Source organism: Priestia abyssalis, from assembly GCF_002019595.1.
GTDB lineage: Bacteria > Bacillota > Bacilli > Bacillales > Bacillaceae_H > Bacillus_BA > Bacillus_BA abyssalis.
Genome location: NZ_KV917369.1, coordinates 3,108,375 through 3,121,786 on the forward strand (window position 1 = coordinate 3,108,375; position 13,412 = coordinate 3,121,786).

Below are 13,412 nucleotides of genomic sequence, written 5' to 3' on the forward strand. Positions count from 1 at the left end.
TCAATACCGTATGTATATGAAGCATAAAAAGTACTGGCCTATTCTCTTAACAACAAAATGCAGTTGCCCCACAAGTCCCTAATAAATGACAAAAACTGTTTTTTAATGAAAGGCCCCGTCACGATCCCTTTGTTTACTGGGCTTTCATGACGGGGCCAGGAGGATGACTTAAAAGGGCCGTATTTTGCCCTTTTGGGTCATCCTAAAAGCAAAAATCTCATCTTTTTATTTCGTTGTTCCCTCTCTTCTTCAGCCGCTAAATCGTATTTTTTTAAGAGATGAAACATTTCATTTAAGTTCTCTTGTGTTTGATTTCCATTTAAAAAATCATCGAATAATGCACATATATCCTCTGGAAGCCACTCCATTTGTGCCTCAAATTTCTTTCGTACATCTTCGGTAGAATGATCCAAATTACATTTTCCCATGGTACGTCACCTTCCCATAAATGAATATGCTTATTATACAGCAAACCGATCGGGATTTCGACGATTGGCTTCTTGATGACATTTCTTCTAAATTGGTTAGTTAGGACATACATTACAAATGACGACTTAGAAAAAAAGTCTCGTAAAAAATAATAGTGATTTCCAACATTTTTGACTCATTCATGCGAAATGGCGCTTTCGTACAACCGAAAGAAAAGGTGATTGATATGCTCTCGAAAATTTCTGCTGTAGTGATTGGCAGTTTCTTATTAGGGACAGGCATTAATGGATTTTTGGCTCCTTATCATTTGTTAGACGGAGGAATCATTGGCATTGCTTTGATTCTTCACTATTACTTCGATTTCCCCACAGGTTTATGCATGCTTGTGCTAAGTGCCCCGCTATTCTTTTATGCCTGGAAGTACGAGAAGAACTATTTTTATAATAGCTTAAACGGACTCCTGCTCTCTTCCCTTTTAATCGACTGGCTTTCTCCGCTCAGGCAGCATTTTGATGTCCCCATTTTCTTCAGCTCTATCCTTGGAGGAACACTGGTCGGCATTGGTATCGGATTAATGCTGCGTTATGAGACAAGCACAGGGGGAACAGATTTGATTGCCCAAATGTTAGCGAAACGGACTTCTTGGAATGTGGGTGTATTAATCTTTATCATCGACACGATCGTTGTTTTAGTGGGCATGAAAACTGTTGGACTGACATCTTTCATGTTTTCATTAGTCGTCATTTCTGTTGTTGGTGTCATGACTTCCCTTACAATAGTGATGCCTTCACACTCTTTAAAATAAGTTCATCTACAGTGATTCAGGAATCAGGAAAGAGATGATCGACAAACATCCGTTTCATGATCATGACAGCTGCGGATTCCAGTTTCGGACACCGTTGTCTTCGATAATGCCAAAGGTTACATCCGTAATATCTGGATCCTGCATGACCCTGTCCCTTACCCGGAATTTGATGTCGTCGGCAACCGCTAATGTAAGTCCTTTTTGAAGTTCAATCAAGGCTTCCACATGATAATAACGCCCTTCTTGGGTGATGCGAATTTTGTTGATATCGGTTACATCTTGATCCGATAAAATCATGCTCGCTACTTTTTCTTCCACATCTTTTGGCGCAGCGACTCCAATTAAGCCGACCATGTTATCATATCCGACCCGAAACGCCACTCCCACCATTAATAGACCGATCAGGATAGTCGCCATGCCGTCCAGCAGCGTATAATCCGCAAAGGCTGTGACGAGTACTGCTATCAATGCAAGGATGGCTCCTGTAACGGCTACGATATCCTCGTAGAATACTAAGCGGGTAGGCGGCGCTGCCCGTCCGACATTTCGAAAAGCCGCACCGACAATTCCTATTCCTTTCGCCTCTACCCGAGCCTCCACGAGAATCTCTTTCATCGCTTTAACGAGAATATATCCATCAATGATGATATTGATGATAAGGACCGCAACATTCAATAGGAAACCATCCGAATGGGCCGGGTGCTGGATTAAATGCCAGCCTTCGCGAATGGTTTCGTAAGCCATGACGGTGACTACAATCACGGCAATCATGCAAAAAATATTAATGACTCGTCCAAATCCTGTCGGAAAACGAGGAGTTGGCTTTTTTTCCGATAGAATGCTCCCAATGAATACAAAGCCCTGATTCACCGCATCCGCCAAGGAGTGCATCGCAGACGCAAACATCGCACCGCTTCCGCTGAACGAGGCAGCGACACCTTTCGTTGCAGCGATGATGGCATTTCCTGTCATCGCGATAGCCGAAGACTTATTTCCCTTTTTAATCAGTTCCATGAGACTTTCTTTCTCTCGCTTTTCTTCCATTGCTCACTTTCCCCCTAACAACCGTTCTTACCTTGTTATACCCATTTTACATAGAATTAATATATAGAAAATGTTCTGGACCTTTAATGGCAAATCCACGTTGTCTCGACTGTCAATTTCAACTGTCTTCCTATTTATATGAAAAAGAATTGAATTAGGCAGGTTAAGGACGCTTCTTTCCAGCCTTGGTTTCACAACTAAAAAAAGGCTGCCTTAGCAGCCCTTACAGTTTGTCGACAATAAGTCACTAACATCTTTAATTGGTGAAACTTCTGTAGCTTTAGCATTGAGTTTGATAACAAGTGTAAAAAACGTGGAAGCAAGAGACTTGTCCCCATGCTTCAAGAAGAAATATGTTGGGCTGGTGGAACATTCTCGTCTTCTAGTTCCTCAGACTTTAGCTTTTTCATCGTCAATCCAGTAGCTGCATAAATAATATCGAATATTGGTGTAATAAAGGCTAGATAAACATAAGGGAAAAATGCAAATGGTGACACTCCCAGCATTTGCGAAGCGTATATTGCATTAGAATTCCATGGAATAATAGGTGCTCCAATCGTCCCTACATCCTCAATATTACGCGAAAGATTTTCTGGAGCTAAATTATTCCTTGTAAAGACAGCCCTCATCAGTGACCCTGTTACAATAGCCGTTAATAACATGGATGATCCAATTGCACTTGTGATAAATGCGATGAACATGGTCACTAGTGTTATCTTAAAAACAGAGCCATCGGTTCGTTTGACTAATGGTTCCACTAAAGCATTCAGAATACCGGCCCCTTCTAACATGCCCGTAACACACATGGCTAAATAGACAACAAGAAATGAGCTCATTAAACTGAAGAGTCCGCCTCTACTGAGGATTGTGTCAACTAATTCACTTCCACTTTGGATCACAAATCCATTTGTCATCATATTAAATACTTCACTTACACCGTAACCCTGATTAAGAACAGCGACGATAAGCCCGCTAAATACGCCTAGTAAAAGAGAAACAATAGACGAAACACCTTTAATGAGTAAAGCCAACACTATAACAAGAGGAATGACTTGTATCCAGGATAAATCGAAATTTTTCGTTAATGTAGACGTTATTTCTTGAATCTGCTGCAGATTCATCGCTTCTTTTCCATACTTTAAACCTAAAAACAGAAATATTACCGCTGTAATTACATATGCTGGAACAGTTGTCCACAACATATGCTTAATATGTGTCGTTACTTTAGCTCCAGAAATAGAAGACGCTAAAATCGTACTATCAGACAAAGGTGACATCTTATCTCCAAAGAAAGCTCCACAAATAATGGCACCAGCTGTCATAGGGGAAGGAACTCCGAGTGCATTACCAACTGCCATTAAGGCCAAACCCACTGTACCTAACGTTCCCCATGAGGTACCTGTTGCAAGGGATGTTGCTGAAGCAAGGAGTAAAGCGGTTATTAAAAAATATTGTGGTGAAATCATTTCTAACCCCCAATAAATAACATAAGGGATTGTACCAGAAGCCATCCAAGTTGCAATCATCACACCAACCACTAAAATAATCGTATTTGGCTCAAAAGACTGCTTTCCCATTTCCCAAGCCATATTTTGAACCTCATTATATTTATAGCCAAGTTTCATCACTAGCAAGCCCACTAAAATCCATAACAACAAAAACATTAATTCTAAGGATGCACCAAAAGCAAGCGTTCCTGTGAGAAGGCAACCAAAAAACAGTAAAACAGAAAACAATGCATATTTAAATGACACCGAATGTTTATAAAATTTTCCTTCAACCAATTCAGCCGTTATATTACTATGATTTTCAGGTTTTTCTCTCATATATTAAACCTCACAATTTAATTTTTTAAAAACCATTTTTATCATAATTTTCCTTTATCTGTTTTAAAGCACATTCTAGTAACGATCTTGTACAAGCAATATTCACCCTCACAAAATTACCGCTATCTTTTCCATACGTGCTCCCAGAATTGATTCTCACTCCTGAATTTTCGAAAAAGTCAATCAATAACTCACTGTTTAAGCCTAACTCTTCACAGTCAATCCATAACAAATAGGAACATTCAGGATACTGAACTTTTAACTTCGGCAAATTTTTATTGATATACTCAATGGCAAAAACAATATTGTTTCGTAAATAATCATTTAATTCATCCACGTAATAATCGCATTCATTATAAGCAGCTATTAAAGCCTCAACTCCTAAATAGTTATAATCGAAGTGATATTTTACGTAAATATCGTCAAAAGCTTTCTTCAAATTTTTGTTTTTTATAATCACATAAGCGCTAAAGAAAGACGCTAAATTAAAGGTTTTACTTGGAGAGTTCATCACCACAACATGTTGATCCTCTTCCTCACACATCTCTAAAAAGGAGTAAAAAGGTAACCCTTTGTGGATCATGTCGCTATGAATTTCATCACTTATAATCATCACGTTATTTTCTCGACATAAATCATACATTTTCTTCATTTCTTCTTTTGTCCATACCCGTCCAATTGGATTAGCAGGATTACATACAAGGAGTATTTTCACATCGGGCATCTTTAGCTTATTCTCTAAATCTTCAAAATCAATATCGTAACTTCCATTGCGGAATTTTAATGGATTGTCGACAGCTTTTCTATTAAATTTCTCAATTACCTTTTTAAATGTTGCATAGACTGGAGGTTGAATCACGACTTTGTCCCCTGGATTCGTATAAGCATCTAAAAACATCCATAGAGCACCTGTCATTAATCCTGGTGAATAACTAATTTCGTCTTCTCGAACATCAATTTTATGATGGCGCCCATACCAATCTTTAATAGCACTAGTAAATCGTTCATGAGGAAAAGATCCATAACCGAAGACTCCAAAATCTACTTTTTCCCTTACCGCATCTAATACTTCACGTGGAGACTTATAATCGGTGTCAGCAATTCCTAGTGGAATCAATGAGCCGCCTTTCCCTTCATTATCCCATTTATCCGAATCAGTGCCGACCCTATTTATAGATTCATCAAAGTTGTGCAACATAAGTTTCCCCTCTTTTTTCTAGATATTCTCGTATGCGCTTACATTTTTTTTACTAAACTAATTTCATCATCACTCAACTTGTTTTTTATCTGCTGGGCACATCTCAAGACATGCCCATGAACAGACACTTTTAAATCGATCCATACAACATATTAACCTTCTCATCGGTCCAGCCAAAAATACCACCCGTATGAATAAACAATAGGTTTTGACTATCCCGTAGGTTTCCATTTTTAAGTTCATGGTATAGACCATACATGGACTTCCCTGTATATACAGGATCAAGGATCATTCCTTCTTCTTGTGCGAATTTCTCGATAAATTTTAGCTCATCCAATTGGCTTTTTCCATAACCTAACCCTATATAGCGATCAATGATGTTGATCTCATTATCTTTAAACGAATAAGGCTCGGCTCTATATTGATTCATATCTTCTAAAACATGTAATATATCATGAACCGCTTGTTCTTTCTGATTTAAGACACTCATGCCAATAATGGTTTTATCTTTATTACATTCTTTATTTCCATATAACAGACCAGCATAGGTTCCTCCTGAGCCGTTCGCAACCACTATCGTATCAAATACCATTCCTAATTGCTCTTCTTGACGCAGTATTTCATAGTAGGCTTCTAAATATCCTAAAGCACCCAGGCCATTCGAACCGCCCATCGGAATGACATAGGGTTTATGTCCCGAATCAGTCAATTCTTTTTTCACTTCTTCGATAATAGTTGTTAAATCTTGATACTCATCCTCACTTACCAATTCAATTTTTGCACCTACTAATTTATTAAAAAGTAGATTTCCTTCAGTCTTATTCATTTCACTTTCTTTTAAAATCAATAAGGATTTCATATGATGTTTAGCCGCTAGAACAGCGGTTGCTCGCGCATGGTTCGATTGGATCCCGCCGCTTGTGATTAAATAATCACATTTTTTGTTTTGAGCATCTTTTAACAAATATTCCAGCTTTCTAATTTTGTTTCCTGATGTTGCCATTCCAGTCTGGTCATCACGTTTTATAAAAACCGATTTATTCAAGTGTTTACTAAAAAAATGGACTTTTTCAATTTTCGTAGGTAAATTGGCGATCGTCATTTTATCCATAAAGCTCTTTCCAATCCTTAAAGTATTTTTCCCTGTAATGAAACCTCTGATTTCACATGATCTAATGCCTGAACTAAATCATTTAGAAGATCATATTTATCTTCAATTCCACAACTAAGTCGAACTAATCCATCTGTCACTCCTAAATCCAGTCTTTCTTTTTCAGGGATAACGGCATGAGACATTGTGAACGGGTAAGATAATATTGATTCTACTCCCCCTAAACTAACAGCAACTATTGGAATCGTCACATTTGCAAAGAAGTCTTTCACATTTTCATAGCTGCCTAAATCAAAAGTCAATACGGCTCCTCCACTACTTGCTTGGGAAAAATGGACTTCTCTTCCTTCATGATTGGCCAGGCTTGGATAGTAGACTGCTTTCACTTTGCTATGGTTTTGCAGCTCTTTAGCAATAAAATCTGCATTTTCCACTTCCTTTTCCATACGAACTTTCATGGTTTTGATTCCTCTTAAAACCAACCAACAATCATATGGATCCAGCATGCTGCCAAACATTTTTTGCGTTTTGAATATCATGTTTGCAATCTCTTTATCACTGGTTACAACCAATCCAGCTGTCACATCACTATGACCATTAATAAATTTCGTCGCACTATGAATGACGATGTCAACCCCGAGTGTAATCGGATTTTGATAGATCGGTGTCATAAACGTATTGTCGATAATGGTCATAATATTGTGTTGTTTCGCTAACTGTACAACCCCTCTAATATCTGTGACGGTTAACAGAGGATTAGAAGGTGTCTCAATATAAATTCCCCTTGTATTTTCCTTGATTTCTTCTCTCCAGGAAGAAAGACTCGTCTCATCAACGAAAGAGTATTCGATTCCATATTTCGGAAACATCTCTGTTACTAATTGATACGCTCCCCCATAAATATCTTTACATAGAATCACGTGATCTCCTTTTGAAAAATTAAGCAGCACCGCAGAAATCGCTGCCATACCAGAAGAAAAGGCATAACCATATTTAGCGAATTCCAAACAGGCAATGGTTTCCTCTAATGCCTTCCTTGTTGGATTGCCAAATCGTGTATATGTAAACTCTTGTGATTCTGTAAAGTGAGCTTGGTGAAACGTGGAAGCTTGGTAGATAGGAATAGATGAACTACCAGTACATTTATCAAGTAACGGACCACCGTGAATTAATTTTGTATCTAGCTGCATATTCTTCATCTCCATTTTATTTATCAAGAGCCGCAATAACCTCAATCTCAACTAATGCATTTTTTGGCAGCTTTTCAACCGCAACAGCTGTTCTCGCAGGATGAGGAGAACAAAAAAATTCTTTATATACTTCATTCATCGCATTGAAATCACTCATATCATTCAGAAAAACCGTTGTTTTGACAATATCATCCATAGAACCGCCATTTTCTTCGATGATCGCCTTGACATTTAATAGAGATTGTCTTGTTTGATCCTCAATTTTATCAGACGAAAATTCATTTGTTTCAGGGTCGATTGGAAGTTGTCCAGATGTATAAATCAAATGACCTACTCTACGATATGCTGAATAGGGGCCAATCGCTTCCGGATACTTTTTCATTTAAAACACCTCTTTTATAATTTTTTATTATCATGATAATATTATATTATTAAAAATAGTAAATTTCAATTTAATATTTAAAATTTTTAGAAAAATTTATCATTTGAAACTTATCTCAACAGGGGATTCAAAAAAGACATATGACTTTTTTGTGAAGATATAAATTCAAAATCCTCCTATCAATCCTATTTATCCTATATGATTTTTTGGTATTATGGAGTTGTATCGACTTTTTTGCTCTGGAAGATTTATTTCAAAGTTGTTAAAATTAAATAAATTTAGATTTTTCTTTATCCATTCCCTTATAAGTTTTATAGGGATATTCATATACAATCTATTATCGTTTGTGAGGAGTAATATTATGAATAAGAACGTTATCAATCACTATAAAAAACTAGTTGAGTTTTTAGGTATAGCTCTAGGAGAGAACTATGAAGTGATTTTACACATCATCGAGAAAGATAACTCTTATGTTGGAGCCATTGCAAATAATCATATTAGTGGCCGAACAAACAATGCGCCATTAACAGAACTTGCACTTAAAATGATGAAAGACAAAGCGTATCAAGATAAAGACTACGTAACAAACTATAAAGGAATTACAAAATTAGGGACGGAAATTCGCGGTTCTACTTTTTTTATTAAAGATGAAAACCAAGAATTAATCGGTATGCTTTGTATCAATTTCGACTTTAGTAAACATAAGAAAATTGCAAATGACATTCTAGACTTAGCTCAGCTTCAACTAAATATGTTTAGCCCAATAAAAGATGAGACCGCTGCTCCGAAAAAGAAAACCATAGAAGATCATCACGATAATGAAATGATCGAATATTTTTCAGACTCTATTGATGAAATCGTATACTCGGTCGTCGATCCATCTCTCTTAAATCCAAATATCGCCCTAAAACAAGAACAAAAAATTGAGATCATAAACCAGTTATACAAAAAAGGCATATTCCAATTAAAAGGCGCTGTATCTCAAGTCGCTGAGTTACTGAATATATCTGAACCTAGTGTATATAGGTATTTGAAAATGATTGATAAGGATAAAAAGTAAGCAAGGGGAACGCTAGGGTTCCCTTGCTTTTTTTGTAACTTAAAATCCTTCAATTAACACACCACTTCATCTGCTCTCGCAATTTACCTCTTCTATTTGATTGAGAAACTGCTCAACCTCTTCTCGGCTTTTTCCGAGTTTACTTACAAAGCGACTGAGTTCCTTCCCTTCTTGAAAAGCTATAAAGCTTGGGACTCCAAACACATCTAGCTTCTCTAATAGTTCCGGTAAATCGTCCCGATTTACTGCGACCATATCTATTTGGTCTTTATATGCTTCTTCCACAACTGGCATGAATGTATCGACGTGCTGGCAATCTGGGCACCCCTCAACATAAAATTTAGCCACAACCAGTTTTGTTGATAAAATCGCCTCATCAAATTCTTTTTGTGTTTTAATTTCTTTCATCATGACCATCCTCCCTATATTTTTCCCACGTGTTTTAGCGTTAGTGAATGATTATTTATTTGGTAGTTTTCCACTTACCTCTACTACTTGATTGAGAAACTGCTCAACCTCTTCTCGGCTTTTTCCGAGTTTACTTACAAAGCGATCGAGTTCCTTCCCTTCTTGAAAAGCTATAAAGCTTGGGACTCCAAACACATCTAGCTTCTCTAATAGTTCCGGGAAATTGTCCCGATTTACTGCGACCATATCTATTTGGTCTTTATATGCTTCTTCCACAACTGGCATGAATGTATCGACGTGCTGGCAATCTGGGCACCCCTCAACATAAAATTTAGCCACAACCAGTTTTGTTGATAAAATTGCCTCATCAAACTCTTTTTGTGTTTTAATTTCTTTCATCATGACCATCCTCCCTATATTTTTCCCACGTGTTTTAGCGTTAGTGAATGATTATTTATTTGGTAATTTTCCACTTACCTCTACTACTTGATTGAGAAACTGCTCAACCTCTTCCTGGCTTTTTCCGAGTTTACTTACAAAGCGATCGAGTTCCTTCCCTTCTTGAAAAGCTATAAAGCTGGGAATTCCAAACACATCTAGCTTCTCTAATAGTTCCGGGAAATTGTCCCGATTTACTGCGATCATATCTATTTGGTCTTTATATGCCTCCTCCACAACTGGCATAAACACATCGACGTACCGGCAGTCTGGGCACCAATCCGCATATAATTTAGCCACAACCGGTTTTGTTGATAAAATCGCCTCATCAAACTCTTTTTGTGTTTTAATTTCTTTCATCATGATCATCCTCCCTATATTTTTTCCACGTGTTATACTAGTTGACTCCACTCTTTAACCTCTTGTGAATCAAGATATCTTTCGCAATCCAGAGCAGCCATGCAGCCACTTCCTGCAGCAGTAATTGCTTGGCGGTATTTGTGATCTTGAACATCTCCGCAGGCGAATACACCAGGAATATTGGTTTCGGTTGTACCAGGGTTCACAATGATATATCCCATATCGTCCGTTTTGACTTGATTCTCTAAAAAAGCTGTGTTCGGTCTATGTCCGATTGCTATGAAAATACCATCTGATTCCAACATTTCATCTTTTCCTGTATCGCTGTTTTTTACTTTCAAGCCAGTAACGCGTTTATCACCTGCAATAATTTCTTCAGGAATGTAATTTAAACTCCAGGTAATTTTCGGATTATTTCTGGCGCGATCTTGCATAATTTTGGAAGCGCGAAGCTCGTTTCTGCGGTGAACAATACGAACCTCTGAAGCAAACTTTGTTAAAAAATTTGCTTCTTCCATAGCTGAATCTCCGCCGCCGACAACGATAATTTTCTTTCCTCTAAAGAAAGATCCATCACATGTTGCACAAGTGCTTACTCCACGCCCGATATTTTCCTTCTCTCCCGGAATATTCAACAATTTTGCAGAAGCCCCCGTTGAAATGATTAAAGACTGAGTTTTGAATTCTCCTAACCCTTCAACCGTTAAGGTGAAAGGGCGATCTGAAAAATCGATTTTTTTAACCCACCCCCTTTTAAACTCTGCTCCAAAATGCTCTGCTTGCTCACGCATGTTCTGCATCAGCTCTCGCCCCATAATCCCTTCAGGAAAACCAGGGAAATTCTCAACATCTGTAGTCAATGTCAATTGTCCCCCCGGTTCAGGTCCTTCAATAACTAAAGGACTCATGTTAGCACGTGCTAGATAAATGGCTGCGGTTAATCCGGCAGGACCGGTCCCTAGAATAATAGTTTTATACATCATTTACCTCCTAATTTATTTAGGTGACCTAAAGGCACCGATTTGTATTTCCAATAACATAAAACTATCTACTTTGTTCTGCAGCAGATAACATCTTAAAATTTTGCACCCCAATGAGCGGGGGAGAATAAATATGAAGAGTAATCAATTTTTCCTCCTCATCATTTGCCATCGCATGAATATATCGTTCAGGGATTAGAAAAATGTTACTTTCGTCTACCTTTGTTTTTGTTAGTTTTTCTGGATCCCCTTCTTCGTTTAGTTCATATGAAAATTCCGTTAATTTACCTTGAATCACCTTGCCACATCCTATTGATTGGCCATGATCGTGGATGTCGGTTTTTGAATGTGCAGGAAGGCATAGTACAATGACTTCAAATAAATCTGACTGAAAAATAACTTTTCTGCTATACGGTAAACCATTAGGCTCTTCAATATAGGGAGAAACGTCATCTAAAGTTATGGTAAGAGATTCTACCTCTTTTTGAAGATCGGGTAATGATAACTTATGATTTTGTTTAAATTGCATTTTTATTTTTTCTAAAAGATTCATGTCATCACCTCATATTTATCGATATTTATGATTACGATTCTTTTAAAATATTTTAAACTTTTTTTGAGATTCCCTAGACCACTTTAAATCTTGTGTAAATAACTTCCTCCGGTTGCTCTAAAGTATAATTGCTTCTCACAATTCTAAAATTGATACATCCACGACTTGCATTTTATAAACCTCTCTGCAACAATAAGGTCTCTTTTAACCATTTATCAAATCCGCCCGTTAAATTAACTACTTGTTCAAAGCCATTTGCTTGCAACATACTAGCAGCAATAGCTGATCTGGCTCCTGATTTACAATACACGAGAATTGGTTTATCATTCGGAATTTCCTTCATTCTATCTTCTAGGAGTCCAAGCATTATATGATTAGCCTTGGGAATATGACCTTCCTTCCATTCACTGCTATTACGGACATCGACAATATGAAAATCATCTATATTATCAATAATTTCTCTTGGTTCTGCTGATTCATAATTTACTACATCGACAGCATTCACCTCGAGTTGATCAATGAAACTGTCATTCATTGTGGAACTGACTTGATCAAGTCCAATTGATTGGAAAGCTTTCAATATTTCGGATTCCTGCTCTTCACTAGCTAGTAAATATATAGGCCGATTATAATCAAGCAGCCATCCAACCCAGGTGACAAATGATTTATTATACGGAATATTTATTGTTCCCGCGATATGCTTCTTAGCAAAGATTTTTGCTGGGCGTGTATCCACCACAATGCCTTTTTTGGTCCACTCGCGAACGAGTGTTAAAGAAGGCTTTCTATAAGTCGCAGGCTCAATTTTTTCAAGTAATTCAGCCCCTTGTTTATTTACTTTTTTTATCATTCCAAAATATTTAGGAGGCTCAGGCTGCCCAGCAAGCAATGCTTCTATAAATAGATTCTCCTCATCATATTGCAGCGCCCAGTTGGCCAGCTTTTCATAACCAACCGTGGTAGAAGGTACTGATCCTAGTGATTTTCCGCATGCACTGCCTGCTCCATGCGCAGGCCAGACTTGCAAAAAGTCAGGAAGTTCGCTAAATTTTTGCAAGGATTGAAACATATTCTTTGCCATCAGATAAGCGGAACCGTTTACACCGGCAGCTTTTTCTAATAAGTCTGGACGCCCCACATCTCCTACGAAGACAAAATCACCAGTAAATATGCCAACAGGAGCTTGCGAAGCTGATCCACCGTCAGTCAATAGAAATGAGATATGTTCAGGCGTATGCCCTGGAGTATGAATGACTTTAAATGTTAAATTTCCGATGAAGAAAACATCTCCGTCCTTCAGGAGTTGATGATCAAACTCATTTACAAACTGATACGTCCATTCATCACCTCCTTCATCTGACAAATAAAGTTTTGCTCCTTCTTTTGAAGCCAGCTCTCGTGAACCAGAGACATAATCTGCATGAATATGCGTCTCGGCAACGCCAATAATCCTTACGCCTTGCGCTCTTGCCACTTTCAAATAAGAATTAATATTACGGGAAGGATCGATAACAATTGCCTCACCCGTAGCCTGGCATCCTACTAGATAAGAGGCATGAGCTAATTTGTCATCATAAAAGTATTTAATTAGCATGTACTAACGCTCCTTTAGTAATTTAATAGGTTAT

15 protein-coding genes are annotated in these 13,412 nt (G+C 37.7%); 2 read left to right on the forward strand and 13 right to left on the reverse strand.

The features are described 5' to 3' along the window. Positions 1-197: 197 nt before the first annotated feature. Entirely contained in the window at positions 198-428 is a 231-nt protein-coding gene (locus tag BK575_RS14965) for a group-specific protein (RefSeq protein WP_078411151.1), read from the reverse strand. Between the two features lie 227 nt (positions 429-655). Between BK575_RS14965 and BK575_RS14970 the strand changes: the two genes are divergently transcribed. Continuing rightward, positions 656-1,234: a YitT family protein gene (locus tag BK575_RS14970; RefSeq protein ID WP_078411153.1), complete on the forward strand. Its 579-nt coding sequence runs from the start codon at positions 656-658 to the stop codon at positions 1,232-1,234. 60 nt (positions 1,235-1,294) lie between these two features. On the opposite strand, the gene BK575_RS14975 is transcribed toward BK575_RS14970, so the two are convergent. The 6 genes from BK575_RS14975 to BK575_RS15000 form a co-directional block, all read right to left on the reverse strand. Then, positions 1,295-2,278 (reverse strand): cation diffusion facilitator family transporter, encoded by a 984-nt coding sequence (locus BK575_RS14975; protein ID WP_078411166.1) that lies wholly within the window; start codon positions 2,276-2,278, stop codon positions 1,295-1,297. A gap of 341 nt (positions 2,279-2,619) precedes the next feature. Next, positions 2,620-4,104, reverse strand: a complete 1,485-nt coding sequence (nhaC, locus tag BK575_RS14980) for a Na+/H+ antiporter NhaC (protein ID WP_078411168.1) — start codon at positions 4,102-4,104, stop codon at positions 2,620-2,622. A gap of 25 nt (positions 4,105-4,129) precedes the next feature. Continuing rightward, positions 4,130-5,302, reverse strand: coding sequence for a MalY/PatB family protein (locus BK575_RS14985; protein ID WP_078411170.1), 1,173 nt, complete (start codon positions 5,300-5,302; stop codon positions 4,130-4,132). 130 nt (positions 5,303-5,432) lie between these two features. After that, positions 5,433-6,413: a 1-aminocyclopropane-1-carboxylate deaminase/D-cysteine desulfhydrase gene (locus BK575_RS14990; RefSeq protein WP_078411172.1), complete on the reverse strand. Its 981-nt coding sequence runs from the start codon at positions 6,411-6,413 to the stop codon at positions 5,433-5,435. A gap of 17 nt (positions 6,414-6,430) precedes the next feature. After that, the gene (locus BK575_RS14995; RefSeq protein WP_407984382.1) at positions 6,431-7,618 is read right to left on the reverse strand and encodes a trans-sulfuration enzyme family protein; all 1,188 of its coding nucleotides are present in this window, start codon (positions 7,616-7,618) and stop codon (positions 6,431-6,433) included. A 1-nt stretch (position 7,619) separates the two neighbouring features. Then, entirely contained in the window at positions 7,620-7,985 is a 366-nt protein-coding gene (locus tag BK575_RS15000; RefSeq protein ID WP_078411176.1) for a RidA family protein, read from the reverse strand. Between the two features lie 361 nt (positions 7,986-8,346). Here BK575_RS15000 and BK575_RS15005 point away from each other — a divergent pair, with 361 nt between their 5' ends. Then, positions 8,347-9,045 carry a helix-turn-helix transcriptional regulator gene (locus BK575_RS15005; RefSeq protein WP_078411178.1) on the forward strand — a complete coding sequence of 233 codons (699 nt, stop codon included), beginning with the start codon at positions 8,347-8,349 and terminating at the stop codon, positions 9,043-9,045. Between the two features lie 66 nt (positions 9,046-9,111). Here BK575_RS15005 and BK575_RS15010 read toward each other — a convergent pair whose 3' ends face one another. The 6 genes from BK575_RS15010 to BK575_RS15035 form a co-directional block, all read right to left on the reverse strand. Continuing rightward, positions 9,112-9,453: a thioredoxin family protein gene (locus BK575_RS15010; protein WP_078414801.1), complete on the reverse strand. Its 342-nt coding sequence runs from the start codon at positions 9,451-9,453 to the stop codon at positions 9,112-9,114. 51 nt (positions 9,454-9,504) lie between these two features. Further along, a complete protein-coding gene (locus BK575_RS15015) occupies positions 9,505-9,852 on the reverse strand; it encodes a thioredoxin family protein (protein ID WP_078414802.1) in 348 nt (115 codons plus the stop codon). Between the two features lie 51 nt (positions 9,853-9,903). Next, entirely contained in the window at positions 9,904-10,251 is a 348-nt protein-coding gene (locus tag BK575_RS15020; protein ID WP_078414803.1) for a thioredoxin family protein, read from the reverse strand. Between the two features lie 32 nt (positions 10,252-10,283). Beyond that, positions 10,284-11,231: a thioredoxin-disulfide reductase gene (gene trxB, locus BK575_RS15025; RefSeq protein WP_078411180.1), complete on the reverse strand. Its 948-nt coding sequence runs from the start codon at positions 11,229-11,231 to the stop codon at positions 10,284-10,286. A 64-nt stretch (positions 11,232-11,295) separates the two neighbouring features. Then, entirely contained in the window at positions 11,296-11,784 is a 489-nt protein-coding gene (locus BK575_RS15030; protein ID WP_078411182.1) for a cysteine dioxygenase, read from the reverse strand. Positions 11,785-11,956: 172 nt separating this feature from the next. After that, positions 11,957-13,378 carry an MBL fold metallo-hydrolase gene (locus BK575_RS15035; RefSeq protein WP_078411184.1) on the reverse strand — a complete coding sequence of 474 codons (1,422 nt, stop codon included), beginning with the start codon at positions 13,376-13,378 and terminating at the stop codon, positions 11,957-11,959. Positions 13,379-13,412 lie beyond the last annotated feature (34 nt).

What these genes read in the sequence shown, in the direction of transcription:
- BK575_RS14965 (WP_078411151.1), bottom strand. Translation starts at nt 428, where the DNA reads ATGGGAAAATGTAATTTGGATCATTCTACCGAAGATGTACGAAAGAAA.
- BK575_RS14970 (WP_078411153.1), top strand. Translation starts at nt 656, where the DNA reads ATGCTCTCGAAAATTTCTGCTGTAGTGATTGGCAGTTTCTTATTAGGG.
- BK575_RS14975 (WP_078411166.1), bottom strand. Translation starts at nt 2,278, where the DNA reads ATGGAAGAAAAGCGAGAGAAAGAAAGTCTCATGGAACTGATTAAAAAG.
- nhaC (WP_078411168.1), bottom strand. Translation starts at nt 4,104, where the DNA reads ATGAGAGAAAAACCTGAAAATCATAGTAATATAACGGCTGAATTGGTT.
- BK575_RS14985 (WP_078411170.1), bottom strand. Translation starts at nt 5,302, where the DNA reads ATGTTGCACAACTTTGATGAATCTATAAATAGGGTCGGCACTGATTCG.
- BK575_RS14990 (WP_078411172.1), bottom strand. Translation starts at nt 6,413, where the DNA reads ATGGATAAAATGACGATCGCCAATTTACCTACGAAAATTGAAAAAGTC.
- BK575_RS14995 (WP_407984382.1), bottom strand. Translation starts at nt 7,618, where the DNA reads ATGGAGATGAAGAATATGCAGCTAGATACAAAATTAATTCACGGTGGT.
- BK575_RS15000 (WP_078411176.1), bottom strand. Translation starts at nt 7,985, where the DNA reads ATGAAAAAGTATCCGGAAGCGATTGGCCCCTATTCAGCATATCGTAGA.
- BK575_RS15005 (WP_078411178.1), top strand. Translation starts at nt 8,347, where the DNA reads ATGAATAAGAACGTTATCAATCACTATAAAAAACTAGTTGAGTTTTTA.
- BK575_RS15010 (WP_078414801.1), bottom strand. Translation starts at nt 9,453, where the DNA reads ATGAAAGAAATTAAAACACAAAAAGAATTTGATGAGGCGATTTTATCA.
- BK575_RS15015 (WP_078414802.1), bottom strand. Translation starts at nt 9,852, where the DNA reads ATGAAAGAAATTAAAACACAAAAAGAGTTTGATGAGGCAATTTTATCA.
- BK575_RS15020 (WP_078414803.1), bottom strand. Translation starts at nt 10,251, where the DNA reads ATGAAAGAAATTAAAACACAAAAAGAGTTTGATGAGGCGATTTTATCA.
- trxB (WP_078411180.1), bottom strand. Translation starts at nt 11,231, where the DNA reads ATGTATAAAACTATTATTCTAGGGACCGGTCCTGCCGGATTAACCGCA.
- BK575_RS15030 (WP_078411182.1), bottom strand. Translation starts at nt 11,784, where the DNA reads ATGAATCTTTTAGAAAAAATAAAAATGCAATTTAAACAAAATCATAAG.
- BK575_RS15035 (WP_078411184.1), bottom strand. Translation starts at nt 13,378, where the DNA reads ATGCTAATTAAATACTTTTATGATGACAAATTAGCTCATGCCTCTTAT.